General features: G+C 71.3%; 17 protein-coding genes. 11 read left to right on the top strand and 6 right to left on the bottom strand.

The window, feature by feature from the left end:
* Window positions 1–40: 40 nt before the first annotated feature.
* The 5 genes from MLG87_RS07015 (at window position 41) to MLG87_RS06995 (ending at window position 9,843) form a co-directional block, all read left to right on the top strand.
* Window positions 41–3,487: an exodeoxyribonuclease V subunit gamma gene (locus tag MLG87_RS07015; RefSeq protein WP_243294469.1), complete on the top strand. Its 3,447-nt coding sequence runs from the start codon at window positions 41–43 to the stop codon at window positions 3,485–3,487.
* Window positions 3,484–6,951, top strand: a complete 3,468-nt coding sequence (locus MLG87_RS07010) for a UvrD-helicase domain-containing protein (RefSeq protein ID WP_243294468.1) — start codon at window positions 3,484–3,486, stop codon at window positions 6,949–6,951. The genes MLG87_RS07015 and MLG87_RS07010 overlap by 4 nt, the downstream gene beginning before the upstream one ends.
* Complete coding sequence (recD, locus tag MLG87_RS07005; RefSeq protein WP_243294467.1) at window positions 6,944–8,848, top strand: exodeoxyribonuclease V subunit alpha; 1,905 nt, start codon at window positions 6,944–6,946, stop codon at window positions 8,846–8,848. Before MLG87_RS07010 ends, recD begins: the two co-directional genes overlap by 8 nt.
* 181 nt (window positions 8,849–9,029) lie before the next feature.
* Entirely contained in the window at window positions 9,030–9,212 is a 183-nt protein-coding gene (locus MLG87_RS07000) for a hypothetical protein (RefSeq protein ID WP_243294466.1), read from the top strand.
* A 40-nt stretch (window positions 9,213–9,252) separates the two neighbouring features.
* Entirely contained in the window at window positions 9,253–9,843 is a 591-nt protein-coding gene (locus MLG87_RS06995; protein ID WP_243294465.1) for a uracil-DNA glycosylase family protein, read from the top strand.
* A gap of 13 nt (window positions 9,844–9,856) precedes the next feature.
* On the opposite strand, the gene MLG87_RS06990 is transcribed toward MLG87_RS06995, so the two are convergent.
* The 5 genes from MLG87_RS06990 to MLG87_RS06970 form a co-directional block, all read right to left on the bottom strand.
* Window positions 9,857–10,939 (bottom strand): 3-oxoacyl-ACP synthase III family protein, encoded by a 1,083-nt coding sequence (locus MLG87_RS06990; RefSeq protein ID WP_243294464.1) that lies wholly within the window; start codon window positions 10,937–10,939, stop codon window positions 9,857–9,859.
* A gap of 110 nt (window positions 10,940–11,049) precedes the next feature.
* Window positions 11,050–13,056, bottom strand: coding sequence for a DNA topoisomerase 3 (locus MLG87_RS06985; protein ID WP_341848583.1), 2,007 nt, complete (start codon window positions 13,054–13,056; stop codon window positions 11,050–11,052).
* A gap of 61 nt (window positions 13,057–13,117) precedes the next feature.
* Window positions 13,118–14,350 (bottom strand): hypothetical protein, encoded by a 1,233-nt coding sequence (locus MLG87_RS06980; protein ID WP_243294462.1) that lies wholly within the window; start codon window positions 14,348–14,350, stop codon window positions 13,118–13,120.
* A gap of 43 nt (window positions 14,351–14,393) precedes the next feature.
* Window positions 14,394–14,570, bottom strand: a complete 177-nt coding sequence (locus tag MLG87_RS06975; protein WP_243294461.1) for a DUF3606 domain-containing protein — start codon at window positions 14,568–14,570, stop codon at window positions 14,394–14,396.
* A 115-nt stretch (window positions 14,571–14,685) separates the two neighbouring features.
* Window positions 14,686–17,913 carry a lantibiotic dehydratase gene (locus MLG87_RS06970; RefSeq protein WP_243294460.1) on the bottom strand — a complete coding sequence of 1,076 codons (3,228 nt, stop codon included), beginning with the start codon at window positions 17,911–17,913 and terminating at the stop codon, window positions 14,686–14,688.
* Window positions 17,914–18,113: 200 nt separating this feature from the next.
* Between MLG87_RS06970 and MLG87_RS06965 the strand changes: the two genes are divergently transcribed.
* The 6 genes from MLG87_RS06965 (at window position 18,114) to MLG87_RS16060 (ending at window position 24,722) form a co-directional block, all read left to right on the top strand.
* Entirely contained in the window at window positions 18,114–18,275 is a 162-nt protein-coding gene (locus MLG87_RS06965; RefSeq protein ID WP_243294459.1) for a hypothetical protein, read from the top strand.
* A 25-nt stretch (window positions 18,276–18,300) separates the two neighbouring features.
* On the top strand, window positions 18,301–19,389 hold the full coding sequence (locus tag MLG87_RS16280; RefSeq protein ID WP_243294458.1) for a sensor histidine kinase: 1,089 nt from the start codon (window positions 18,301–18,303) through the stop codon (window positions 19,387–19,389).
* Window positions 19,361–20,101, top strand: coding sequence for a LytR/AlgR family response regulator transcription factor (locus tag MLG87_RS06955; RefSeq protein WP_243294457.1), 741 nt, complete (start codon window positions 19,361–19,363; stop codon window positions 20,099–20,101). The genes MLG87_RS16280 and MLG87_RS06955 overlap by 29 nt, the downstream gene beginning before the upstream one ends.
* Before the next feature lie 183 nt (window positions 20,102–20,284).
* Window positions 20,285–22,948 carry a M1 family metallopeptidase gene (locus MLG87_RS06950; RefSeq protein ID WP_243294456.1) on the top strand — a complete coding sequence of 888 codons (2,664 nt, stop codon included), beginning with the start codon at window positions 20,285–20,287 and terminating at the stop codon, window positions 22,946–22,948.
* 77 nt (window positions 22,949–23,025) lie between these two features.
* Window positions 23,026–23,310, top strand: a complete 285-nt coding sequence (locus tag MLG87_RS06945; protein ID WP_243294455.1) for a hypothetical protein — start codon at window positions 23,026–23,028, stop codon at window positions 23,308–23,310.
* Between the two features lie 83 nt (window positions 23,311–23,393).
* Window positions 23,394–24,722, top strand: a complete 1,329-nt coding sequence (locus tag MLG87_RS16060) for a protoporphyrinogen/coproporphyrinogen oxidase (RefSeq protein ID WP_341848578.1) — start codon at window positions 23,394–23,396, stop codon at window positions 24,720–24,722.
* Here the strand turns inward: MLG87_RS16060 and MLG87_RS06930 are convergent.
* Window positions 24,715–25,962: an MFS transporter gene (locus MLG87_RS06930; RefSeq protein WP_243294454.1), complete on the bottom strand. Its 1,248-nt coding sequence runs from the start codon at window positions 25,960–25,962 to the stop codon at window positions 24,715–24,717. The two genes, MLG87_RS16060 and MLG87_RS06930, sit on opposite strands and share 8 nt — an antisense overlap.
* Window positions 25,963–25,971: the final 9 nt, after the last annotated feature.

Raw genomic sequence — 25,971 nt, 5'->3', positions numbered from 1 at the left:
CATCCCCACCCGCTTCCGCTACGCTGGACCCTTCCTGACCATGCTGCGCCTGACCTATGCCAACCGCACGGAGCGCCTCCTCGAGACGCTGGCGGAGGCGTTGCGCCAGGAACGACAGGCCTTCGGGATGTGGGAACCCATCCAGCTGGTGGTGCCCAATCCGAATGTGAAGCGCTACCTGCTGGACGGCCTGGGGAAGTCCCTGGGCATCCTGGCCAACTTCAAGGTGAACTACCTGGATGGCCTGTGGCGCGGGCCCCTGGGGCAGATGGATCCGCCGGTGCGGCTGTGGAACCGGCACGCGCTCCAGGGGGCGATCCTGTCCGTGCTGTCGCGGCCGGGCGCGCTGGAGGCCACGGACCTGCGGCCATTGAGGCGCTACCTGGAGGGCGAGGGGACCGACCTGAAGCTCATGCAGCTGGCCGAGAAGGCCGCCGGCCTCCTGGAGGACTACAGCCTCACCCGCCCGGAGTGGGCCGGAGCCTGGGCCTCGGGCCGGTCCGTCTCCGGGGCGCCCGCGGAGCTGGAGGCCTGGCAGCGGGGCCTGTGGAACCGGATTCTCGCGGAGGCCGAGGCGGGCCCCGAGCGCTGGGCCACCCTCGCCGACCTCCTGCGGGAGGGGCGCTTCGACCGCATCCCCCTGCCGCCTCGGATCCACGTCTTCGGGTTGAGCTATGCGGCCGAGGTCTACCACCGGGCCTTCGAGACGGCCGCCAGGCGGGTGGATGTCAACTTGTACGCCCTGAATCCCTGCCAGGAGTTCTGGGACGACCTTCCCACCGAAGCCGAGCAGCGCCGCCGGAGCCAGCGGCGGGCCCCCCTGCCTGAATCACCGGACGAGGCCGATCCCTATGCCCTCGAGTCCGAAGCTGATCCTCTGCTCCTGCGGCGCTGGGGGCGGCCGGGGCGGGAGAACGTCCGGCTGCTCAACGAGATCTCGGACTGCGACTTCCAGAGCGCCTTCCCGGAGCCGGACCGCTCCACCCTGCTGCGCCGCGTGCAGGACGCCCTCCAGCAACGTGCGGCCTGCGAGCCGGGGGAGCCGGATCCGTCCGTGCGCATCCTGGCCTGCCCCAGCCCGGCGCGGGAGGCCGAGGTGGTGGCCTCCGAGATCTGGCGGCTGATGGAGGCGGCTCCCGCCGAGCGGCCGCTGCGGTTCTCGGACATCGCAGTCGTTGTGCCTCCCAACGGGAGCCTTCGCACCGCCTACATCGACCACCTGCGCACGGCCTTCGACACCACGGGACGTATCCCCATGGTGGTGGTGGACGCTCCCTCGCCCGCGCTGGCCTCTCTGCTGGACGGAGCGGAGCTGCTGCTGGATCTCCCCCTGGGCCGGGGCAGCCGACGGGACCTGCTGCGGGCGCTGACCCATCCGGCCGTGGCCGCACACTTCCCCGACCTGGACACGGACGCCTGGGCCCGGTGGACCGAATCCGCGGGCATCGTCCGGGGCCTGGGGCCCGAGGACCTGGCGGACGAGGCCCTGGTCGAGCCGGGCTTCTTCCACTGGGAGCAGGGGCTGGAACGCCTGGCCCTCTCCGCCTTCCTGCCCGCCGAGCTCACCTGGTCCGACAACGGATTCGAGCGTCCCTCCGCCCATGCCGGAGACGCGGCCGCCACGGCCACCTTCGTGGATCAGGCTTCCGCCCTCATCCAGCGGGTGCGCGGCCTGCGGACCTTCCACGGCACGCCCGCGGCCTGGGGCGAGCGGCTCTCGGACTTCCTGCTGGCCTACCTCGGCGGCGAGGATGCCGCGGATGTCGGAGGCCGTGCCAAGCTGGCCCAGGCCCTCCTCCGTCTCTCGTCCCTCGTGCCCCCGGGGCTGGAACCACCGACGCTGAACTACCGGCAGGCCCGCGAGCTGGCCAGCCAGGCCCTTGCCGGCATCCGGGGCGAAGCCGGCGGCCGGCCCCACCAGGGCGTGGTGGTCGGCAGCTATGCGCCCATGCGCGCCCTGCCTTTCCGGGCCGTCATCCTCATGGGGCTCGGGGAGGGCCAGTTCCCGTCGCCCGAGGAGCGGCAGCCCTTGGACCTGCGCAATGCCAAGCGCAAGCCGGGAGATGTGGGGGCGGCCGAGCGGGACCGGTACCTCTTCCTCGAGATGCTGCTGGGGGCCCGCGAGAACCTGCGCCTGACCTACTCCACGGAGGATCCCGTCAGCAAGGAGGAGCGGCTTCCTTCCAGCCTCGTCCAGGATCTCGTCCAATCCTTGGCACCTCTCGCCCTCGACGACCTCCTGGAGCGCCACCCGCGCTACCGGTTCGACGAGGCCTACTTCCCCGCGGCCGGATCCGCGGACCTCCGTTCGCTGGCCCCCGTTGCGCACCGCGAGGCCCGGGCCCAGGCCGCCGGGAAGCTGCTGGCCGCCACCATTCCGGGGATGGAGGACCGGCCCTGGTCCTCACTGCCCCTGCCGGAGCCCCTTCGGAGAGACCTCGACGTCCTGGTGGATCCCTGCCCCGCGCCCGCCGGCCGGAACCTTCCCAGAACCCTGACCCTGCGCCTGGCCCATCTGAGGGCCTGGCTGGAGTGCCCGGTCCAGGGCACTGTCAAGGTCCGGCTGCAACTGCGGGACGAGGAGGAGGACGTGGCGGAGCTGGAGGAGGAGGCCCTCGGCACCTCGGCCTTGCACCGGACCCTCCTCCGCAGGGAAGCCCTCCTGAGGGTGGCCCGCCAGGGCCAGGATCCGGAAACGGCCTACCACGAGGCCCGGCGGGCCCTCCAGCGCGCCGGACAGGCCGCGCCGGGGATCTTCGGGCAGGCCGAGATCCAGGAGGATCTGGAGCTTCTCGGGCACCAGGTGAAGGCCCTGCGAGGGGAGAAGATCCGGCTCGTGCGGTTCGGTCCTTCCATGAGCGTGGAGGAGGAGGCCGATGAGGTCCGGCCGCCCCTGGAACTCGCCGTCGCCGTGCATGGGGAGACCCTGAAGGTCCGGCTGGTGGGCTCCCTCCAACCCCAGGCGGGGCAAGCCAGCCTCTTCCTCCTGAAGCAGGCCGGGGCCAAGCGGAACCACAATCTGACGGACGCCTTCAAGGGCAAGCTGCTCCGGGCCTACCTGGACCAGCACCTGCTGGCCGCGGCTTCGGAGTCGGAGCTCACCCACGGGGCCCTCGGCATCGCCGGGCGATCCGCCGATGGAAAGGTGTCCGGGGCGTACCGAAGCGAGGTGGCCTTCTCGCCCTTGGATCCGGCGGCGGCCAGGACGCGGCTCACGGCCTGGATCACGGAGCTGCTGGAAACCCGGGAGCCTGGCCTGCTGCCCATCGAGGCCCTGCTGGAAGACCCTCAGCGGAATGCGGCGGAGCTTCAGCAGTGGGTTCTCGACCAGGCGGCGAACGACCGGAGCTTCGCCGCCTTCAAGACCGGCCCCCTCCGCCGTGCCGAACGCTTCGACCTCGATCCTGATCCTGCGGGCACCGCCGAGCGGCGGCTGGGCGACTTCCTCCGCCAGGCGGGGACGGGCACCACGGAGGACGTCGAATGAGCCTCCTCCGCTACCCCAAGCCCGCCACCTTCCCGGATCTGGAGCCGAAGCACTGGGTGCTGGAGGCCAGCGCCGGAACCGGGAAGACCTTCACCCTGGAGCATCTGGTCGTGGACCTGGTGCTGAGCGCCGGGCTGCCCCTCGAGCAGATCGTCATCGTCACCTTCACCGAGGCCGCGGCCCTGGAGCTGCGGCGGCGCATCCGCCAGAAGCTCCAGGAGCTGCGGGACCTCCAGGAGGACCGCTTCGAGCCCGGCCGCGTCCACTGGGAGCTGGACGACGCGGCCCGCGCGAAGCTGGACGCCGCCCTCCAGGCCTTCGACCGCACCGTGATCTCCACCATCCACGCCTTCTGCCAGAAGGTGCTCCAGGATGCCGCCTTCGAGACGGGCCGCCTGTTCCGCCAGACGCGGATGGCCGAAGGCGAGCTCTTCGCGGAGGTCTTCAAGGACCACCTGCGCACCGCCTTCTGCGCCACCGAGGCCGATCAGGTGTTTCTGCTGGAGGCGCTCGAGCAGACCGGATCCCCGGAGGACCTGGAAAAGCTCCTGAGGGACGCCTGGGGCACCCGGGCGACCCTGTGCCCCGACGAGAACCAACTGGCCCAGGCCAGGGCGGCGGTCGCGGCCTTTCCGGTGGCGGACCTGGTGGAGGTGGAAGCCCTTCAGGCCGCGTACGGCAAGCGCTCCTCCAACACTGCGCTGGGACGATTCGCCATCCTGGGCCAACAACTGACTTCCCTACAGGCTCAGGAGACATTGAGCGCCTGGGATCAGCTCATCGGCCTGGATCTGTTCGAGGGCGCCTCGGTCGGGGCCTGGGCCAAGGCCGTCTGGGAAGATCCGATTCCCGCCGGTCCCGCCACCCGAATTAGGGAAGGTTTAGCGGCGCTGAAGGCGGTCCTTCCCACGCTGGAAAGCGTGATCGTCCATCGGCTGCTGCCGCCCCTCAAAGTGGCGATGGAAACCCGGAAAGCCTCCGAGGGGCTCTTCGACTTCAACGACATGATCGACCAGGTGGCCGAGGGCGTGACGCATCCCGAGCTGGTGGCCCGCCTCCAGACGCGCTACAAGGCGGCCCTCATCGACGAGTTCCAGGACACGGACGGCCGCCAGTGGGAGATCTTCCAGCGGCTGTTCCACAGCCCGGAGCATCGCCTCGTCCTCGTGGGCGACCCCAAGCAGGCCATCTACGACTTCCGCGGCGGCGACCTGCCCACCTACTTCCAGGCGCGGAAGATCCTCCTCGAAGCTGGCGGAGCGCGGCTCGCCCTCCAGCAGAACTTCCGATCCTCGGAACCGCTGATCGAGGCCGTGAACACCGTCCTGGCTCCGGAGGGCGGGTTTTTCTCGAAGCCTAACGAATACCCGGAACCGGTCACGGCCGGTCGGAAACCCCGGCTCGCGGGGCCGGACGGCGACCTGCCGCCCCTGCGGCTGCTGGAGGTTCCTGCGGCGGGCCCTGCGGGCCGGCTCCGGGCGCAGATCGCCGCGGGCATCGCTTCCGTGTTCCGGGGCCTCATCGACCGCGGAACCACGTTCCATTCCGGAACGTCGGAACCGCCCCGCCCCCTCGACCCGGGGGACCTGATGGTGCTGACCCACACGGGCGCGGAATCCCAGCTCATGGCCCAGGCTCTGCGGGAGGCCGGCCTTCCGTCGGCGTTCTTCAAGGCGGATGGGCTCTTCCAGACGCGGGAGGCCTTCGAGCTGAAGGATCTGCTCGGCGGGATCCTTCGCCCTGACGACCCGGACGCCCGGGGCCGGGCGCTGCTCACCCGGTTCTTCGGCTTCGGGATCGCGGAGGCGGAAGCCTGCCTCGACCTGCCCACGGGCCATCCGGTCCTGGGGCGGCTGGAACGCTGGCGGGAGCTGGCGCACCAGCGGCGCTACCCCCGCCTGTTCAACGCGATCCTCGAAGAGAGCGGCATCGTCCCGCGCCTCCTGATCACCGAGCGGGGCGACCGCTCCCTCACCAACCTGAACCACCTCGTCGAGCAGCTGCTGACGGAAGCCACCGCCTCCCACCTCGATCCCGAGGACCTGCTCCTGCGGCTGGGGCGCTGGATCCGCGAGGAGGATCTCCCCACCCTCGACGCCGAGCCCGGCATCCAGCGCGCCGAAGGGCAGGCCCGGACCGTGCGCCTCCTGACCATCCACAAGGCCAAGGGCCTGGAAGCGCCGGTGGTGGCTCTGTTCGGCGGCTACAGCGAAAACCCATTCACGAAGAATGGGACCGTACATCGCTTCCACGATGCCGCCAACGCCCGGTGCGCCTTCCTCGGGCCCAGGAAAGCCATGCCGGACGCGATCCAAGGGCAGGCCAAGGCCGATGCTGAGCGGGAGGACGAGCGGCTGCTGTACGTGGCCATCACCCGGCCCAAGGTGCACCTGGTGATGCCCGTGTTCACGCTGGGGCCCGAGCCGCCCAGCTCGCAGGGTTCCTTCGACGCCGATGGCCACCCCAAGGGTCGCCACGGCCGCCTCAACCGGCGCGTCAGGGCCCTGAAGGAGGCCGAGGCGGACACCTGGGGCGCCTGGGCGACCCCCCTGCCCGCCCGCATCCGGGCGACGCCCGAGGGGCCTGCCCCCGCCCTGCCCGCGCAGCTCCAGCTCCCTCCCGCCCTGCCCGCGCCCGACTTTCCGGCCCTCGCCCGGCGCGGCCGCCCCCTGCAGCTCCACTCCTTCACGTCCCTCTTCCGGGCCTTCGGCGAAACCCAGCGCGCCGCCAGCCAAGAGGAAGAGGCGCGGGCCGACGAAGTGCAGGTGCCGCGACCGCAGCGGCCGGCCGGCGGCCTTCGCGGCGGCACCGCCACGGGCACGGCCCTGCACGAGCTGCTGGAACGGATCCCCGCGGGGAAGACGCATGCGCTGGACGTGGATGCCTGGCGGGAGGCCTTGCTGCCGCTGGCCGCGGAATGCCTGCGGGGCCAGGGTCTGAGCCCTGCCCTGGCCGGGGAGGCCCTCCGCCTGGCCTGGACGGCCCTGACCACGGAGATCCACCTGCCGGAAGGTCCCGCGATGCGGCTGGACGATGCGGCGAAGCGCCTTCCCGAAGTGGCCTTCCAGATGCCCTTCCCCGACCACCTCGACGGCCTCGAGGGCTCGCTGGACCTCCTGTTCGAGTGGGAAGGCCGGATCTACGTCCTCGACTGGAAGACCAACAGCCTCGAGGGCGGCGACTACGGCCCGGAAGCGCTGGACCGCACCATGGCCGCCCACTACGACCTGCAGGTGCGCATCTACACCCTCGCCGCCTTGGCTTTCGCGGGGATCCAGGATGAGGCCGCCTACGAGGCGCGCTTCGGTGGTGCGGTGTATGTCTTCCTCCGCGGCCTGCCGGAAGGCGGGATCTGGACGCGCCGGCCCGGCTGGGAGGAGGTCCAGGCCTGGCGAGTGGAACTCGGGGCCATGGGCATCGAGGACTTGGCCCTGAGCCGCATGGAGCGGGGGATGCATGGCTGATCGCACGGCCCGCACCGCCCGCCCCCTGGGCGATCCGAAGGTCTGGCGGGAAACCCTCGTCCGCATGGGCCATGGCCCGGAACTCCTGACCCTGGCCGAGACCTTCGCGGGCATCCCGCCGGGCCTGGAACGCCAGGACCGGGAGGCCCTCACCCTGGTGGCCCTGCTGGTGCTGCTCTCCACCCAGGACGGCCACACCCGCCTGCCGCTCGCCGGAACCGGAGGCGAGGAGGTTCAGGCGAGGCTGGCCCTCTTCACGGGGACAGAGGTGCCGCTTGCGGATCTCCTGGACCGCCCGGCCCTCTCGGTGGCCTTCGGCGCCCCCGGAGAAGCTGTCCGGCCCTTCGTGCGCGCCGGGGAATGGGTCGCCTCCGCCCGGCTGCATGCGGCGGAGACGCGCCTGGCCACCGCCATCCGATCGCGGACGGCCGCAGGTCCCGCCGAGGAAGTGGAACACCCGGGCCTGGGGGATCTGCTCCAGGCGCCGGTCCTCCTCTCCGGGGAACAGCGCCAGGCCGTGAGTCGGGCCATCCGGGCGCCGTTCACGCTGCTCACGGGCGGGCCGGGCACGGGCAAGACCTCCATCGTGGTGGCCATCCTCCGGGCGGCGATGCGCTTCGGCTTCGACCCGGCCGAGATCGCCCTGGCCGCGCCCACGGGCAAGGCGGCCCAGCGCATGGGCGAAAGCATCCGCGGCACCCTGGACCGGACCGCGTCCCCCAGCGACGAGGACCGGCGGCTTCTGGAGAACCTGCCCGAGCCCCAGACCCTGCATCGCCTCCTGGCCTTCCTGCCCTTCCGGCAGACCTTCCGGCATCACCGGAACAATCCCCTGCCCCAGCGCCTGGTGATCGTGGACGAGAGCTCCATGGTGGGACTGGACCTGATGGACGGCCTGGCCGCCGCCCTCGATCCCCAGGCCCGGCTGGTCCTGCTCGGGGACGCGGAGCAGCTTCCGTCCATCGAGGCCGGAGCGGTCTTCCGCGACCTGGTGAAGGCCCTGCCCGAGGCCACCCTCCGCCTGACCCACAGCTACCGGATGGACGCCGCCAACCCGGACGGCCGCTCCGTGCTGCTGGCGGCCCAGGCCCTCCGCGCCGGCGAGGCCGCCGCCCTGGATGCGGAGGGCGCCCTCACCACGCGGGCCTCCGCCGCCGACCTCCAGGGCCACGGCGCCGAGCATGCCGACGTGGACGATGCCGCCCTGAGGGCCTTCCTGTGGGGCTACCTCGAAGGGGAGATCCTCGCCCAGCCGGGCTTCCGGGAGGCCTCCGACCGGATCTACCACCACGATGGACGCGCATGGACGGCGGGAGATGAAGCGGCCCTGGAGGTTCTCTTCCGGGCCCACGAGCACGCCAAGATCCTCTGCCCCCTGCGCGAGACGCCCGGCCTGAGGAGCGTGGCCGGCCTGAACCAGAGGCTCCATCACCTGGCGGGACGGGAGGCCGCCGGCGCCCTCGATCGTGATCTGGCCGTCTACGCCGGCGAGCCCGTGATGGTCACCCTCAACGACTACCGGCGCGGCCTCTTCAACGGCGATCAGGGCATCGTCGTCAAGGCCCGTCAGGAGGACGGCATCCACCAGGCCGTGGCCTTCCGGACCGCCACCGGCTTCAGGCTGCTGCCCTACCGCCCCCTCCAGCCCCAGCTCGAGCTGGCCTGGGCGCTGACCGTCCACAAAGCGCAGGGTTCCGAGTTCGACCGCGTGATCCTGGTCCTCCCACCCGCCGACAGCCCCCTGCTGACCCGCGAGATCCTCTACACGGCCCTCACGCGGGCGCGCACCGCAGCCACCATCCTTGGGCCCCGGGAAGCCCTCGAAGCGGGACTGGGGCAGACCAGCCGCCGGTTCACGGGGCTTGGCCCCGAAATCGGAATCGGCCCATCACGCTAGTACCGATCAAATGAATGACATCGCTCAAACACGATGGGACGAGGTCACTCCCGGCAGAGCCACTCCTGGCGCCCCAGGCTCAAGGTGCCGGACGCTGCCCCCGGGACCTCCTGTAGACAGGACGGGCCGCAGGGTGCAGGCTTCCCTTGCACCGGGATCACGGTGCGCGGGGAGCCATGTCATGTCTGGTAAGGAAGACGAAGGTACCGTTCTGCGGACCCTGGCCGAGTTGTACCCCACCCTCAAGGACCTCAGAACGGCCGCGCCTCCGGAGGCCGCGGGCTTCCTGGCCCACACCCGCACGAACTCGGAGAAATGGCCCACCGAATCCTTGATCGAGGGATACCTGGACGCCATTCCCTGAGGCACGCGCCACCCGCTCATTCGATTCAATCGGCCCGACCATGAACATCACAGACCCGGACGCCTGCGCCTCGCTCCTGGCTAAAGTCCGCGCCTGCACCCTGTGCCGGGACGAGCTGCCCCTGGGGCCGAATCCGGTCCTCCAGCTGCATCCGGCGGCCCGGATCCTCATCGTCGGCCAGGCGCCCGGGAGGAAGGTCCACCGGTCCGGCCTGCCCTTCGATGACGCGAGCGGCCAGCGCTTGCGCGCGTGGCTGGGAATCAGCCGCGAGGTGTTCTACGACGCCGAACGGATCGCCATCCTGCCCATGGGATTCTGCTATCCGGGCACGGGGAAGTCGGGCGACCTTCCGCCGCGGCCCGAGTGTGCGCCGGCCTGGCGCACCCAGCTGCTCGGACACTTGCCCAACCTTCAGACCACCCTGGTCATTGGGCAGTACGCCCAGCGTCACGAGTACGGAGCGGGAGCCGCCTCCCTCACCGACCTGGTGCGCACCTGGAGGAAGGACTGGCCCCGCCTGGTCCCGCTCCCCCATCCCAGCCCCCGGAACAACCTGTGGCTGCGCCGCAACCCATGGTTCGAAGCCGACGTGCTGCCCGCCCTGAGGACCCTGGTGGCGAAGCTGGTGTGAAGCCGCTCAAGCCTCAGGGCCAGCGGTAGACCATGGCGTTGATGCTCATGCCCGCGCCCACGGAGGCGAACACGACGATGTTGCCGCTCGCCAGGGTGTGCCCTTCCATCTGGCCCCTCACGATCAGGTCGAGGAGGGTGGGCACGGTGGCCACGGAGCTGTTGCCCAGCCAGGAGACGGTCATGGGCATGATGCCCGCGGGCATCTCCGCCCTGCCGTAGAGCCGGAAGAGCCGCTTGAGGATGGCCTCGTCCATCTTGCCGTTGGCCTGGTGGATCAGCACTTTGTCCACGTGCTCCAGGGAGAGGCCCGCCCGCTCGAGGCTCAGGCGCACCAGGCCCGGCACGGTGGCGATGGCGTATTCGTAGAGTTTCCGCCCCTGCATCTTGATGTAGAGCTGGCGATCGCCGCCTTCGAGGTCGAAGGAGGGGCCCATCCGCAGCAGCCCGGCGTGGTCGAGGGCGTCGGACCGGGTGGCGTGCGAGAGGATGCCCACGGGCCCGTCATGGGCCTGGGCCTCCAGCACCACGGCCCCGGCGCCGTCCGCATAGATCAGGCTGTCCCGGTCGACGGGATCGGAGACGCGGGAGAGGGTCTCGGCGCCGATCACCAGGGCCCGCTTCGCGTCCCCCGAGCGCAGGAAGTAGTCCGCCTGGATCACGGCCTGGACCCAGCCGGGGCAGCCGAAGGGCAGGTCGTAGGCCACGCAGAAGGGATTGGCGATGCCCAGCCTCGCCTTGACCCGCGCGGCCAGGGTCGGCACCAGGTCGGGCTGCCGGCTGCCCGCGGTCACGTCGCCGAAGTTGTGGGCCACGATGATGTAGTCCAGGGTCTCCGGGTCGATGGCAGCCGAGGCCAGGGCCTTCTGCGCGGCCTCCAGGGCCAGGTCCGAGGCGACCTGATCCTCCGAGACGTAGCGCCGCTCGGCGATCTCGGTGATCTCCCGGAACTTTCCCACCATCCGCGCCGTCTCGTCCGCGGGATAGGGCCGCCCTTCACCTTCGAAGAAGGCCTGGCCGAGGAACGCCTCGTTCGGAACCTTCCGGGAGGGGATGCAGCTGCCCGTGCCGGTGATGACGCTTCGTACCTGTGCCACCCGTTCTCCTTGCGGCAGACGAGCCGGAAATGCCGAATACAACCAGTCTACTTCCCATGACTTCCACATCTCCCCGAAATTCCCGAACCTGCCCTCGGATCGGAGATCGGTCAGCGGGGCGACTCGGTTTCCGCCGGGGCGGGCTTCCCCGCTTCCACATGCCGGCAGACCATGCAGCGGTGGACGAACTCGCCGCGGCGGGTGCTGGGGAGGATGCGCAGGGGCTGGCCGCACTTGGGGCAGGGACCGCCGTGAACCTGCGGCGCGGGAGCATCCTGGAGCTCGGTCACGATGCCGGAGACGAAGCCGCGGATGTCGGCCATGAAGGCCCCGCGGGATTCCTCGCCGCGGCGCATGCGCTCCAGGCGGGCCTCCCAGCTCCCGGTCAGCTCGGCGCTGCGCAGGGCTTCGCTCGGCAGTCCCTCGATGAGCCGGATGCCTTTTTCGGTGGGGAGCAGGACGTTGCGCTTGCGCTCGATGTAGGCCCGCTTGATGAGGGTCTCGATCATGTTGGCGCGGGTGGCCGGCGTGCCCAGGCCGCAGTCGCGCATGGCGCCGCGCAGGGCCTCGTCGTCAAGCTCCCGGCCCGCGCCCTGCATGGCCGCCAGCAGGTCGCCTTCGCTCATGCGCTTGGGGGGCGTGGTCTTTCCCTCCTTGGGGTGGAGGGAGGCCACATCCACGGCCTCGCCCTTCTTCACTGCGGGCAGGCCGCCTTCGGCCTCCTCGTCGGCATCCTCCTCAGCTTCGGCCGGATCAGCGGCCTTCTCCGCCTTCTTCCGGCGATGGGGCGGATCCACGGCGGACCAGCCCTCCTCCTTCACCACGGTGCCGCTGGTCTTAAATGCCTCACCCTCCACCTCGGTGATGATCGTGGTCTTGGCCTCCACCCGGTCCGGGAAGTAGGCGGCCAGGAAACGCCGGGCGATGAGGTCGTAGATCCGCAGCTCGTCGCCCTCCAGGCCCCGCGCGGGCTTCTCCGTGGGCACGAGGGCGGCGTGGTCCTCCACTTCCTTGTCGTTGACGAAGCGCTTGTCCAGCTTCACGGGCCAGCGCTTCCGGAGCTCGTCCAGGAAGGGCTGCAGCTCGGCGAGCTGACCCTGGGCCAGGGCCTTGATCCAGTGCGGCGCCTTCTGGGCATCCGCCTCCGTGAGGTGACGGCTGCTGGTGCGGGGGTACGAGATGAGCTGCTTCTCGTAGAGGGCCTGCGCCAGGGCGAGTGTGCCCTCGGCGGTGAACCCGAAGCGCTTGTTGGCCTCCTTCTGCAGGGTGGTGAGGTCGTAGAGCAGCTCGGGCTTCTTCTTCTCGGTGCGGCCCGTGGCGCTGCGGACCTTCCCGGGCTTTCCTTCCAGCCTTGCGGCAAGGGCCTTCGCCTCTTCCTCGGTGGCGAAACGCTCCTGGGTCTGGCCGTCCTGGTCCTTGAACCAGCGGCCTTCGTAGGTGCCGTCCGGATGCGCGAACCGTGCCCGGAGCGTCCAGAAGGGCTGGGGCTTGAAGTTCCGGATCTCCAGCTCCCGGCGCACCAGCAGGGCCAGGGTGGGCGTCTGAACGCGCCCCACGCTCCACACGCCCTCCTCCGGCCCGGCCCGGCGCATGCGCAGGGTCTGGGCCCGGGTGGCGTTGATGCCCACCAGCCAATCCGCCTCCTGGCGGCTGCGGGCGGCGTCGCGCAGGCCCGCATAGGCCTCGCCGGGCTTCATGGCGCCGTAGGCCTCGCGGACGGCCTCGGGCGTGAGGCTGGAGGTCCAGAAGCGCATCACCGGCTTGGCGCAGCCCGCCAGCCGGTACACCAGGTCGAAGATCAGCTCGCCCTCGCGCCCGGCGTCCGTGGCGTTCACGACCTCCGTGATGTCCTCGCGGTTCAGCAGCCGCGCCACCACGTCGAACTGGTCCCGGGTCTGCGCGATGGGGGCGTAGCGGAAGGCCTCCGGGAAGATGGGCAACCGGTCCCAGCGCCAGGGCTTCCAGGCCGGATCGTAGCCCTCGGGATTCAGGGCCTCCACGAGATGACCCACGCACCAGGTCACCACCAGGCCGTTCCCCTCGAGGAGGCTCCGACCCCGCCCGGTCACGCCCAGGGCCTCCGCCAGGGCGCGGCCCATGCTCGGTTTCTCGGCGATGATCAGGCGCAGGGGAGGCTCCCGGGAGCGAGTCCCATTGTAGGGGGACGCAGGGAATGCTCTAAAGCCCCAGCGCCTTCGGCAGCCGCGGGCTAGAGATCAGGTCCACGAAGGCGGCCCAGCGACGGGCGGGGTCGGCCACGGTGCCGCCCTGCTTCTCCACCCAGCTCCGCACCAGGTGTTCGCCCAGGTTGTAGTTGATGACGTAGCTGCGGTAGGTGTCGATGAAGCGCAGGCGCTGGGCGGCTTGGGCCGGGGTCCGCAGGGAGTAGCGGACCAGGAAGGCCTCAGCTTCGTCACGGCGGAGGTGGCCGTCCAGGTAGCCGCGGGCGGCCTCGTTGTCGGCGAAGGCCAGGAGCTTCAGCTCCGTCTGCACCCGGGCCCAGGGCTCCGCCTCGGCGGGATCCAGGCCGGCCAGGGGGAAGAGCACATCGCGCTCGAAGGCCAGGCGCGCCTCGCCGGGGAAGGCCACCTCCACGCCGAAGTTGGCCGTGCCCTCGGCGATGAGGGACTGGGGCGAGAAGAGGGGGTAGGCGGTGAACTCCACCCAGCCCCGGCCCGCCGGGGGCGCCTGGGCGAAGCGCTGCTCCAGGAGCGCGTTGTAGACGTGGTGACCCGGGTAGCCCTCGTGGGCGGCCAGGTCCAGGGCGCGGTCGATGGCGATGGGCAGGTCCAGGTTCACCTGGATCACCGAGCTGCCGCCGCCCTGGTACCAGTTGTAGGCGGACCAGGCCTTGCCCCGCACGTACTCCACGCGGAAGTGGTCCGAGGTTGGCAGCGTCGCGTGGCGCCGGGTGCGCTCGCGGGCTTCGGCGATGGCGGCCTGGAAGACCGCATCCACCCGGTTCCCCGGAATGAGCACCCGCGCCCGGGCCGCCTGGTAGCGGTCCTGCACGGAACCGGGGCCCTCGAGCGCCTGGTCCAGCCGCGCCAGGGCCGCCTCGAAGGTGGCTTCCGGCGTGCGGGGCGGGCGGACCTGGTAGAGAGCCTCGGCCTCGTCGTCGAAGCTGAAGCCCTGGCCATCCAGGCGGGCCAGGTGGGCCGCCACGGCCCCCAATTGCCCCAGCAGGTAGTCGCGCCGCGGCGCCTCGCCGGGCGGGACCTCGGCCGCGGCCACGCCGTCCAGGATGCGCCCGGCCTCCGCCCTCAGCGCCGGAAGGGGCCGCGGATCCCCGGCCTCCGCCTCGGCCTTCCAGGCCGGGGGTCCGTAGTAGGCGTCCACGAAATCGGCGTCATGGCGGCCCACCGCCAGCACCAGCCTCACATAGTCCGTCGCCCACCCTGAAAGCGCCATGCCAGCCGAGGCCTCCCGGCCTTCGACTCTACCTGGACAGGGGTCATTTCCCGAGGAAGTGCTTCACATCCACCACGGCAGGGCCCACGGCCAGGACCGCCTCCTTGAGCCGCTCGCGGGAGATGCTGAAGTAGATGGCCCAGTCCCGCAGGTCGTAGGGGTCCTCGATATGGATCAGCTCCTGGCTTTCGGACGATGGGATCTGCAGGTTGTCGGGCACAGAACCTCCTGTGGATCGATTCCGCACCCGGGCAAGGGCCCAGATGCGTGTCCATACGTGGGATCCTAGGCCCCGCCCGCCGGCGGGGCGAGATTTTCCCCCGAACGGTCGATTTTCAGGTCCGAACGGATTCGACCCCTGGCGATTCCGGCCCCGGCGCCAGCTTCCCCTCTCCGGGCCTGGCCAGCCGGGACTCGTAAAGGCGGGCCAGGAATTCCATGAGGATCCACTCCTGCTCCCGGGGGTGGGTCCGGAACAGCCGGTTCAAGTGCATGTGCGCCAGGCTGCCGGCCAGGGCGGCCCGGTCCTCCCGCAGCTGCCCCTGGTCGCAGGCCTCGCGGATGGCCCCCAGGCTTCGCAGGCCGAACACATCACCAGCCCCGGAAGGCCGGGAGAACTCCGACTCCAGATCCTTCCTCAGCTGCCTGAACCTCGCGCCGATCGCCACGACCCCGGGTCCCGTGCCCTGGAATTCCTTCCGGAGGGCATCCCGCGTGCCCCGGGACAGGTCCCGGCGAGCCAGGTCGTCCAGCCCCAGGGCGGCCCAGATCGCATCCACCTGCCGGAGGCCCGCCTTCCAGCGGTCCTTCCGGCCCAGGCCGACCAGCAGGTGGCTCAGGATCCACTCGCTGTCCTCGAAGAACCACGCCTCCGCGAGGTTGAACCCCCGGAGCCCCCCGTAGCGCTCCAGCTCGGGCTCGAAGGTGTCCACCTGCCATTTCCACAGGAGGCCCTGGGCGCGGCACTCCTCCAGGTGCCGGTGGACCTCGGGCAGCAGGCCCGTGAGGAGGCGGAGGGGCAGGCCGTGGAACCGGACGCGGAGGTGGGGCTCCGGATCGCGGTACCGGATGAAATGCCAGCGGTCCCAGAATCCCTGCGCCCGGGTCCACCGGAGCAGCGGTTCCAGGGCCACGAGGAGGCGGTCCCCGCTGGCGGCGCCGCCGTAGAGCTTCAGGTAGAGCCATTCCGAGCCCGGCGGGTAGGCGCGGATCTCGGTGGTCGAGGGATCCGGCGGGAGGCGCACCGGCCTTGGCGGCGCGGCGGGAGCGGCCTCGAAGGGGATGACCAGTTCGTGGGCGAACGGCCCTTCGGGCGAGGTGACCGGCGTCTGCCCGGCATCCGGGAAGCACTCCGTGAGGATGAAGGCGGACCGGCCCGCCACGAGGTGGTGCAGGGTCTCCACCCAGAGCACGCGATCCAGGTCCACCCGCAGGCTGTTGTCGGCATCGGTGAGCGTGACGAACCGCGGCAGCCCCAGGCGCTCCCGCAGGATCTGGAAGGCCCCCCAGGCCCCCTCGCCGCTGGCGGCCAGGGCTGCCTTCAGCTCCTCGGCGCGGATCCACCATCGCGCGCGGCTGAGGACATGGCGTCCGCGGACCACCCTGGGCAGGAACGGCTGCTCGGCCAGAGCCCCCCAGGACCAGCCGCCGGCCCGGCCGTCCTGGTCCTGCAGGTGGGACAGGAACCGGTAGACCACGGGACCGCGGGCGAAGTTGTGGGCGGAGGACAAGCGGGGGATCACCTCCCGCCCCAGCCGCGTCGACGCCAGCACCACCCGGTCTCCCCGCACGGTCACCTGGAGGTCGGACGGGGGGATCACGTGATCCTGGGGGACGCCCGCCGCCGCCAGGAAGGGGATCTCGTACTCCCGCAGGGCGGGTCGGGCCAGGACGTTGCCCATGCGGCCCTCGGGCACGTGGACCACCTCGGCGAACACCGCCTCTGGCCGCAGGGCCTCCTCCTTCCGGAGGTGCCGCTGGAGGGAGGCCTGGAGGCCCGGGTCGCCGGAGGCGAAGCGCCCCAGCCACCGGGCCGCCGTGGGACCCGAGTACTGCTCCATCCAGAACTGGAAGTCGCCGCGATCCAGGTCCGCGGGGCTGGAGGCCGCCAGAGTGGTAAGCGCCGCGAAGGCTGCGGGGAAGGGCTGGGGGTCCGGCTGGGCCAGCGCGTCCAGATCCGCATCCTCCAGGGTCCAGACCCGCGTCCCCGCCCACCTCGGGAACTGGGCCAGGAGGAACTGGTCCCGGCGCGACAGGCTCCGCGGGGGCGCCGGCGCCTGGAAGGGCAGATCCTCCAGCAGGGGATCGTCGTAGGCGGGAGCGCCGTCGAACCCGATGCCGCTCTCCTCGTCCAGGACCTCCAGCAGGGGCATCCACCGCTGGCCGTACCGCTCGCTGAAGGCCCACCGGAACCTCTCCAGGGGCCGGTCGGTCGGCGCCTGCGTCAGACGGCGGAGGGTGTCGGCGCCCTCTTCCAGGGCCCGGCGGATCCCGGTGGACAGCGCCAGGCCCGGGGCCGGACGGAAGAGGTCCACCTGGAGGAGATCCCGGATTCCCGGGGGCAGGTCCAGCCCCTGGAGGGACGGCATGTGGGCCGGGTAACCTTCGGGACAGGCACCGAGGGGAGCCTGGCGGAGGCGGTCCAAATCCCGGCCGAGGGCCACCAGCGGTTCAGCCTGGGGCGCGGTCAGGGCATGGGCCCGAAGCGCGGCGATCACGTGGCTGAGGGGATCGGGGCTGGTCAAGGGCGGGTGCAGATCTCCGCGCAGCACCTGGGCTTCCACGATCTGCTCCAGGAAGGCGCGGGCGTCCGAGAGCTCGACCTTCAGGCGGACCGCCAGCCGCACGGCCAGGTCCCCGAAGGACTGCCCCGCCCGCGCCTGCTGGAGCGCGAAGTCGAGGTGGGGCGTGGCCTCCACCGCCTCCAGGTGGTACGACCGCCCCTTCCCTTCCGCGTCGCGGGTCTCGAGGTAGCGGCGCCATCCGCCCCAGGCGTAGAGGCTGGAGTTGGGTCGGTAGGTCACGCGGGACCGCACCTCCGGATCCCACTCCAGGCGGTTCACCAGAGCCTCCAGGATGCCCCAATCCAGGCGCACGGCCTTGCGGCACGAGCGCCAAGGCGCCACGGCCAGGCGGCTTTCCGGCCCCCAGGCGCCCGTGGACACCCCCGCGAAGAGTCCGAAGGGCGTCGCGCGGCTGCTCATCCGGCTGAGGTACTTCACCAGGGCCCGCTCCACCCCGCGGGTCGCCACGTCGTCCAGCGCGCCCTCCAACCAGGCATCCAGGCGCCCGGCCAGGTCCGGCGAAGCCAGCGCCACGGCCTCCCGTACGGCAGGCTGGCGGATCTGCGCGCGAACCGCGGCCCGCAGCGCCTCCCGATCCCGCTCCAGCCGGGCTCCCGGGGCTCCCTCCGCCGAACCTCCCCGCGCCAGACCTTCCTGCGACAGGCCTTCCTGCGACAGGCCTTCCTGCGGCGGCGGGAGCGTCACGGCGAGCGCATCCAGGGGGAGGCCCGGGCTCCGGAGCACGAAGAAATCGGTGGTCTGACAGGAAGGTTGCGGCATGGACCGAGGTCTTTCCGAAGAGAATCCCTCTCAGGAGAACATGTCCCGCGGATGCGGGCTCCGGAAGCGCCGAACGGTAGCAGTTGGGGGGCCGAACGGTTCGAGCCGTGGTTACATACCGTTCATGGAAATGGGTTGGAAGGGCTCCCGCAAGGGCTCACAAACGAGGTCGCGCCCGGCGGCGCCACCTGGGAGCTCCCATGACCACCACCCTTTCCTTCCGCAAGGAATCCATCCAGCAGGCGAGCAGCGTCAGCGAGACGCTGAACCGGCAGAAGGTCGCCGTCACCGATGGCCAGGGCCAGAGGGCCGCTCATGAGCCCTGGGCGCCCACCATCACCACCACGGTCTTCACGATCTAGGGGCGACCTGCATGGAGCCCTTGCCGTGGAGGTGGATGCGTCGAAGCCATGGGTCCGGCTGTTCCCGTTGGCCCGGAACTGGCGAGTCCTCCTGGTCTGCTACCTCCTCTGGGTGGCGGTCCTCATCTACAGCTACCAGGCCGCCCACCGGCTCGGGAACATCTGGTACTGGGCCAGCATCCTCTCCGGGCCCTTCACGCACGTCATCGCCTTCGCAGGGCTGGCCCCCCTGCCCTGGACCCTGTCCCGCCGGCTTCCCTCCCCGTGGAGGTTCACCGTGGGGTTCGTCGTCTCGGTGGTCGCCTGTGAATCCGTCTCCTACCTCCTGCCCATCTTCGACGGGTGGCTGCTCTCGCGAGCGGGCCACCAGTTCAACATGGCCCGAGCCACGGCCGTCTACAGCTCTTTCGTGGGGCCAGCCATGATGATCGTCGGGGGTCTCGCCGCATCGCGGGCCCGGTCGGAGGAGCTCCGGGCGGCCTCCGAGGCCGAGGCCCAGATCGCCAAGAACCGCCTGCTCCAGGGGCAGGTCCACCCCCATGTGCTGTTCAACGCGCTCAACGGCCTCGCAGAGCTGGTCCACAAGGATCCCAAGGCGGCCGAAACGGCCATCCGGCACCTGTCGGACCTGCTCCGCCGCATCCTGCGGGCCTCTGAGCACATGCGGCTGCCCCTCGGCGAAGAGCGGAAGATCATCTCCGATTTCCTGGCCCTGGAGGCCATCCGGCTGGGGCCCCGGCTCAGGGTCCTGTGGGACTGGGACGAAGGGCTCGATTCCATCGAGATCCCGCCGCTCCTCCTCCAACCCCTGGTGGAGAACGCCATCAAGCACGGGATCGCGCCGAGCATCCCGGGCGGCGACATCATCATCCGGGCCCGCTCCCGGGACGGCTCGGTCCGGCTGGAGATCTGGAACTCCGGAAGGCCCTTCCCGAGCCAGGTGAACGGAAGCGGCATCGGCCTGAAGAACCTGCGCTCGCGCCTCGCCCTGCACTTCGGCTCCGGCGCCGAGCTCGTCATCGGGCCCTCGGGCCAGGGCACGCTCGCCTGCATCCAGTTCGAGGCGACCCAAGTAGAATGGCCCCATGAAGTCTCTGAAGGCCCTGGTAGTTGATGACGAGCCTCTGGCCAGGGAGCGCCTTTCGCGGCTCCTCCAGGAGGCCGAATGCACGATCGTGGATGAGCTCGGAGACGGCGTCGCGCTGGTCCAGTGGCTGAAGCAGCCGGCCGAGGTGGACGTCATCTTCCTGGACATCCAGATGCCCGGCCTCAACGGACTGGAGGTGTTGGCCGAAGTCCCGGACTGCCCGCCGGTGGTGTTCGTGACGGCCTTCTCCGATTACGCCGTGCGGGCCTTCGAGCTCGCCGCGGTGGACTACCTGCTGAAGCCGGTATTCGAGGATCGCCTCGCCAAGTGCCTCCAGCGCCTCCGCGATCGCCTGGTGCGGCGGCTCAGCCCGGCGGAGTTGAAGACGCTCATGCCGGCTCCCATCCGCTTCCCCATCCGGGCCGGAGACGGTGAGATCTACATGGACCTGGAGCTGGTGACGCACTTCGAGCTCGAGAGTGATCGCGTGTGGGCCTGCCGGGGCCAGAACCGCTACCTGACCCGATGGTCCACCCTGGCGGAAGTGGAGCAGGCCTTCCCGGAAGCGGGCATGCTCCGGATCCAGCGGAACCTGCTGCTGCGCCCCCAGATGGTCAAGGGGATCCGCCCATCCACGGTGGGTCGCATCAAGGTGCTGGTGGCGCCCCAGGTGGAGCTGACCGTCAGCCGGGCCATGACCTCGCGGACGAAGGAGTGCATCCGGGGCGAGGGAACCTGACGGGGAGCCCGTACCCGCCCGTGTCTGAAGGTGAAGCGCGCGGAGGGCGGCCTCCGCATCACCCTCTCCAGAAGCGTCTCATCGCCCGCACCCTCCCGGCGCGGATACCCGGGCGACTCCGCCCGTGATCCAATCGAACCCAGGATCCGGGGCGCTTCAGGCCTCGGACCGGGAGGTTCCCCCATGCGGCTCAAGGCGATCGTCGGCACGGTGCTCTGCGCGATGGGAGCCGCCCTCTGGAGCGGGGAGGCCACGCCCCCCACGCTGCGCCTTCCGGCCTCCGTGCGCCCGCTCCGGGGGCGGCTGGAGCTGACCATCGTCCCCTCGCGGGAGTCCTTCGCGGGAACCGCCACGTACGATCTGGCGATCTCGGAGCCCACGGCGACCCTCTGGATCAATGCCACGGGTCTCAAGTTCCAGCGCGCGGAGCTCGCCGCCGGCGGCGCGAGCCAGGCCGCCACGATCATCCCCGGAAACGAGGACGTGGTGGGCCTGCGCTTCCCGGCGCCCGTGGCGCCCGGCCCCGCGCGGCTGACGCTGGCCTGGGAGGGCGCGCTGGACTCCACCCGCAGCCAGGGCCTCTACCGGGTGAAGGAGGGCGACGACTGGTACGCCTACACCTTCTTCGAGCCCATCGACGCGCGGCGGGCCTTCCCCTGCTTCGACGAGCCCGGGTTCAAGATCCCCTGGACCCTGGTGCTCCACGTGCCCCAGAACCAGGTGGGGCTGGCCAACGCCCCGGCCACGGAGGAAACCGCCGAGCCCGGCGGCATGAAGCGGGTCACGTTCGCGGAGTCCCGTCCCCTGCCTTCGTACCTGGTGGCCCTGGTGGTGGGCCCCTTCGACGTGATCCCCGCCGGCACGGCCGGGCACCACGGCACGCCGCTGCGGTTCGTGGTTCCCAGGGGCCGCGGCGCGGAAATCCGCTACGCGGCAGAAGCCACGCCACGCCTGGTGGGCCTGCTCGAGGACTTCTTCGGCATGCCCTATCCCTTCGGGAAGCTCGACGTGGCCGTGGTCCCGCGCTACTGGGGCACCATGGAGCACCCCGGGCTGGTGGCCCTGGGCCAGCCCCTGACGCTCATCAAGCCCGACGAGGAGACGCCGGCGCGGAAGGAGTTCTACAGCACCATCGCGGTCCACGAGCTGGGCCACTACTGGTTCGGCGACGTGGTGACCATGGCCTGGTGGGACGATACCTGGCTGAACGAGGGCATGACCACCTGGATCGACGCCAAGATGATGGAGGCCTTCGAGCCGTCCTGGCGGGTCCCCGCGAACCGGCTGCAGCTCATGGCCAACGCCATGGCGGCGGACGCCCTGCCCTCGGCCAAGCGGGTGCGCCAGCCCGTGGCGTCCAAGGATGGCATCGAGAATTCCTTCGACAACAACCTCACCTACTTCAAGGGCAACGCCCTCATGACCATGGTGGAGCGCTGGCTGGGGCCCGACCGCTTCCGGGGGATCGTGAGGTCCTACATCCGGCGGCACCAGTGGGGGAACGCCACCTCGGAGGACTGGCTCCAGGCCGTTCGGGAAGGCGCCGGTGATCCGGCCCGGTCCGTGTTCGAATCCTTCATCGGCCAGCCCGGCATCCCGGTCCTCACGGGCCGCTGCGTCAAGACACCCGGAGGCTGGAGCCTCGAGCTGACCCAGAAGCGGTTCCTGGCCGCCGGGGCAGACACGGGAACACCAGCGGTGTGGACCATCCCCGTGGGGGTCCGCACGAACCAGAACGCCGAGCCCTTCTACGTGGTGCTCACCGGAAAGTCGGGCACCTTCTCCATCCCCAGCGGCCCCGGTGGCCAGCGGCCGGACTGGCTCCTGCTCAACGCAGGCGGCTCGGGCTACTACCGGGTGGCCTACGAAGCGGACCAGCTGATCGCCCTCCTGCAGGCGCCCGCCTCTGCGCTGACGACCCAGGAACGGTTCCGGCTCCTGGACGATGCGAAGGCCATGGGCGAGGTGGGAACTCTGGACCTGCCTTCGACGATGCGGCTGGCGGGCACGGCCGCCCAGGATCCGGACCGGCTCATCGTGGCCCAGTCCCTGGCCCTCGCGGGCCGGATCCCTGCCGGGCTGCTGGCTCCCAGCGACCGGCAGCGCCTGGCGACCTACGTCCAGGCCACCTGGGGCGCGCGGGCCCGGGCGCTGGGCTGGACGCCGCGACCCAACGAGGACGTGGAGGTCCGCCGCCTCCGGGCGCTCCTGGTGCCCCGGGTGGCGTCCCAGGGCCTGGATCCGCGGCTGTCCGCCGAGGCGAGAACCCTGGCCGGGCGCTGGCTGAAGACCCGCAAGGGCGTGGACCCCGACCTGGTGGCCCCGGTCCTGGCCGTCGCCGCGCGGACCTCCACCCGGACCACCGGCCGGCCCTTCTTCGACCGGCTCGTGGCGCAGGCCCGTGGGACCCAGGATCGCCAGGAGCGCTCCCGGCTCATGGCGGGGCTCGGCGGTTTCCGCGCCCCCAGCCTCGTCAACGCCGCGCTGGACCTCCTGCTCCGGGACGGCTTCGACATCCGGGAGTCCGTGCTGATCCTGGACGGCGCCCTGGCCGATCCCGAGACCCGGCCACTGGCCTGGGCTTGGCTCCAGCGGCACTTCGACCAGTTGGCCCCTCAGTTCCGCAGTGACGATTTCTGCGGCCTTGTCGGGCGCCTGGGCGAGGCCCTGTGGGACACCGCGAGCCGCGAGTCCTTCGAGGCCTTCCTCCGGCCCCGGGTCCAGCCCTTCGATGGCGGCCCCCTGGCCCTGACCCGCGCCCTGGAGTCCATGGAGGTGCACCAGACCCGGGGTCGGCGGGACCTGGAGGCCAGCACCCGGTTCCTCCGGGGCAAGGGGCGGTCCTAGTTCCGGAAACCCCAACCCGGATATCCGCCAGTCATTGTCCAATCCATGGATCGATCCTGGGGCCAGGAGGTGATCCCATGGTCCGGCCAGACGCACTCCCCCTCACGCACCACGCCCAGCTCCGGATGGACGGGCGGCGCATTCCCCCCGCGGCGGTGCAGGCGGTGCTGACCCACGGACGGGAGGCCTGGGTCCGGGGCGCCCGCATTCACGCGCTGGGAAAGCGCGAGGTGGCGAAGGCGGCGCGCCGGGGCCTCGACCTCCGGCCCTTCGCGGGGCTGCAGGTGGTCTGCTCGCCCGAGGGGGACGTGCTCACCGTGTACCGGAACCACGACTTCCGAAGCCTCCGCCGCCCGGCCTGACCTGGAGAGCGGGCCGTCCGCTGTATCCTGGCCCCAGGCCCCCGGTTCCCCGCGTTGGGGGCGGGGGCGGACATCGGAGCGGTGTGGACGGGAACGGAGAGCGCGCGCAGGTCGTCGTCCTGGGGGGCGGCATCTCGGGCCTGCTGGCGGCCTGGCATCTGCGCCAACAGGGCCGCGGCGTGACCGTCTGGGAGGCCTCCGCCGCACCGGGCGGGTGGGCGCAGACCTTGCCCTGGCCTGGCCCGGCGGGCGAGCCGGGCTGGCTGGAGCGCGGGCCCCAGGGTCTGCTCGTGAGCCGGGGCGGCGCGCTGGACCGCCTGCTGCGGGCACTGGCCATCGAGCTGCGCCCCTCCCTGCCCAGGGGCCCCCGCTGGCTGGGCAAGGCGGGGCGGCGGCGGCCCGGGCCAACCTCGCTGGCAGGGCTGATCTGCGCGCCGGGCCTGGGCCTTGGCGGGAAGCTGCGGGTGCTGGCGGAGCCATTCATCCCGGCAGGAACCAGGTCTGACGAGACCCTTCACGCGTTCTTCGCCCGGCGCCTGGGGGAGGACTTCGCTCGGGAGCTGCTGCCGGCCCTGGTGGCCGGGGTGCTGGCGGCCCCGCCGGAGCGCCTGGGTCTGGAGGCCGTGCCGCGCCTGAAGCGCCTGGAGGCGCATGGCGGCCTGTTCCTGGGCGGCCTGCGGATGGGCCTCGAGCGCACGCGCCTGCCCGTGGGCGGCACCGGCGCGCTGGCCCAGGCCCTGGCGCTGACCCTGGCGGAGCGGCTCGGCGGCGTGTCCACGGGCCGGGCCGCCATTGCCCTGGAGCCCCTGCCCGGCGGTCGGTGGCGGGTCCACGGAAACGGCCCTCATGTGGAGGCCGGAGCGGTGGTCCTGGCCCTGCCGGCGCCCGCAGCCGCAGGACTCCTGCAGCCCTTCGCACCCGGAGTGGCCGCGGAGCTGGCGGCCATCCCCCATCTGGATCTCCGCGTCTGGCACAGCCGCCATCCCCTGGTGCGAGGCTGGGAGCGGGGCCTCGGCCTGCTGGTGCATCCCCCGGAGGGTCGGGGGTTGCTGGGGGCCGTGTCCCTCGCGGCGGACGATCCCAGGGGCGTGCCGGGCCTGCTTCAGCTCCGCGCCTATGTGGGCGGCGCCTACCCCGTGGACCCCGCCCTGGCGGCCTGGCCAGGCGTCTTCCGGGAGCTGCGCCGCTGGCTGCCGGAGCTGGACGAGGCGGTGCAGGTGCGGGAGGAAGCCTGCCCCGACGCCTTCCCCCTGCTGGAGCCGGGCCACGGCACCCGGGTGGCACGGGTGCTCGAGGGGTTGCCGCCGGGCCTCCACTGGCTCGGCCCGGCCCGCTTCGGCCCCGGCGTGGCCAATCTGGCGGAAGGCGTGGAAACCTGGGCAGGCACACTGCCCCCGGCCGGGTCTACCTGAACTCGGGCAGGGGCTCGAGAACGGGACCGGCCTCCTTTGCGGGGTCGGTGCACCCCGCGAGGGTGATGACAATGGTCAGGAGCTGGACGAGGACGACCAGGGCCACGCAGGTGGACCACCCGCCGAAGCCCCAGAGGGTGCCCGGCAGCTCGCCGCCGACGCAGCCTCCGATGTAGTAGAAGGTCACGTAGAGGCCCACGGCCAGGGCCTTGTTCTGGCGCGCGGCCACCCCAAGGTAGCTGGTGGTGGCCGCCTGGGCCACGAACACACCGGTGCAGCAGAAGACCAGGCCCGCCATCACGGCCCAGAGGCTGGGAAGCAGCGTGAGCAGCATGCCGCCGATGCCGGTGCCCATGGCCAGCATCATGGCCGTGCGATGGCCGTAGCGGTCGATGACGTGGCCGGCATAGGGCGTGATGGCCGCACCCACCAGGTAGGTGAAGAACAGGAACCCGAGCGCCAGGGGGCCCAGGCGGAAGGGCTCGCCCGCCAGGTGGAAGGTCACGTAGGTGAAGCTTGCCACCTGGGTGAACAGCACCCCGAACCCCACGGCGAAGGCGGCCCGGAGCCGGGGATTGCGGAGGTGCGCGGCGGCGCCGGCAAGAGGCGACTCCCCCCGGACGAAGCCCGTGAACCGCCGCTCCCGGGGCAGCCAGGCCTGGAGGGCGAAGGCCGAGGCGGCGCCCATGAATCCGATCACCACGAAGGACCAGTGCCAAGGCCAGTGGGACACGATCAGGCCGGTGGTCATGCGGCCGGTGAACCCGCCGATGACCGAGCCGGTGACGTACATGGCCATGGCCCGGCCCGCGCCCCGGTCCGCCCATTCCTCCTGCACATAGGCGATCGTCACGGCGAAGACCCCGGGCGTGAAGATCCCTTGCAGGAAGCGCCAGAAGACCAGGGAGGGAAGCCCCGTGGCCGTGGCGTTCAGCAGGGTGGCCAGGGCCAGCAGGCTGGCGGAGGCGACGATGACGCGCTTCCGTCCCAGCCGGTCGGCCACAAGGCCCACCAGGGGGGCCGCCAGGGCCACGCCCAGGGTGGAGGCGGTGAGCGTGAGGCTCACGGCCGCCTTGCTGGCGTGGAAGAGCTGCTCGAGCATGGGCAGCAGGGGCTGGGTGGCGTAGAGGCCCAGGAAGGCGCAGAAGCCCGAGAAGGTCACGGCCAGGGTGCGGCGGCCCTCCGCCCCCTGGGAGTCCGGTCCGGAAACAAGGGTCGGGGAGAGGTCGCCTTCGTGCATGGCTTCATG

This window comes from Geothrix mesophila (genome assembly GCF_022808835.1).
Taxonomy (GTDB): domain Bacteria; phylum Acidobacteriota; class Holophagae; order Holophagales; family Holophagaceae; genus Geothrix; species Geothrix paludis.
The sequence above is the reverse complement of the archived record's forward strand: the minus strand, read 5'-3'. Positions and strand labels throughout refer to the sequence as shown.

What these genes read in the sequence shown, in the direction of transcription:
- MLG87_RS07015 (WP_243294469.1), top strand. Translation starts at nt 41, where the DNA reads ATGCTGCGCCTGACCTATGCCAACCGCACGGAGCGCCTCCTCGAGACG.
- MLG87_RS07010 (WP_243294468.1), top strand. Translation starts at nt 3,484, where the DNA reads ATGAGCCTCCTCCGCTACCCCAAGCCCGCCACCTTCCCGGATCTGGAG.
- recD (WP_243294467.1), top strand. Translation starts at nt 6,944, where the DNA reads ATGGCTGATCGCACGGCCCGCACCGCCCGCCCCCTGGGCGATCCGAAG.
- MLG87_RS07000 (WP_243294466.1), top strand. Translation starts at nt 9,030, where the DNA reads ATGTCTGGTAAGGAAGACGAAGGTACCGTTCTGCGGACCCTGGCCGAG.
- MLG87_RS06995 (WP_243294465.1), top strand. Translation starts at nt 9,253, where the DNA reads ATGAACATCACAGACCCGGACGCCTGCGCCTCGCTCCTGGCTAAAGTC.
- MLG87_RS06980 (WP_243294462.1), bottom strand. Translation starts at nt 14,350, where the DNA reads ATGGCGCTTTCAGGGTGGGCGACGGACTATGTGAGGCTGGTGCTGGCG.
- MLG87_RS06970 (WP_243294460.1), bottom strand. Translation starts at nt 17,913, where the DNA reads ATGCCGCAACCTTCCTGTCAGACCACCGATTTCTTCGTGCTCCGGAGC.
- MLG87_RS06965 (WP_243294459.1), top strand. Translation starts at nt 18,114, where the DNA reads ATGACCACCACCCTTTCCTTCCGCAAGGAATCCATCCAGCAGGCGAGC.
- MLG87_RS06955 (WP_243294457.1), top strand. Translation starts at nt 19,361, where the DNA reads ATGAAGTCTCTGAAGGCCCTGGTAGTTGATGACGAGCCTCTGGCCAGG.
- MLG87_RS06950 (WP_243294456.1), top strand. Translation starts at nt 20,285, where the DNA reads ATGCGGCTCAAGGCGATCGTCGGCACGGTGCTCTGCGCGATGGGAGCC.
- MLG87_RS06945 (WP_243294455.1), top strand. Translation starts at nt 23,026, where the DNA reads ATGGTCCGGCCAGACGCACTCCCCCTCACGCACCACGCCCAGCTCCGG.
- MLG87_RS06930 (WP_243294454.1), bottom strand. Translation starts at nt 25,962, where the DNA reads ATGCACGAAGGCGACCTCTCCCCGACCCTTGTTTCCGGACCGGACTCC.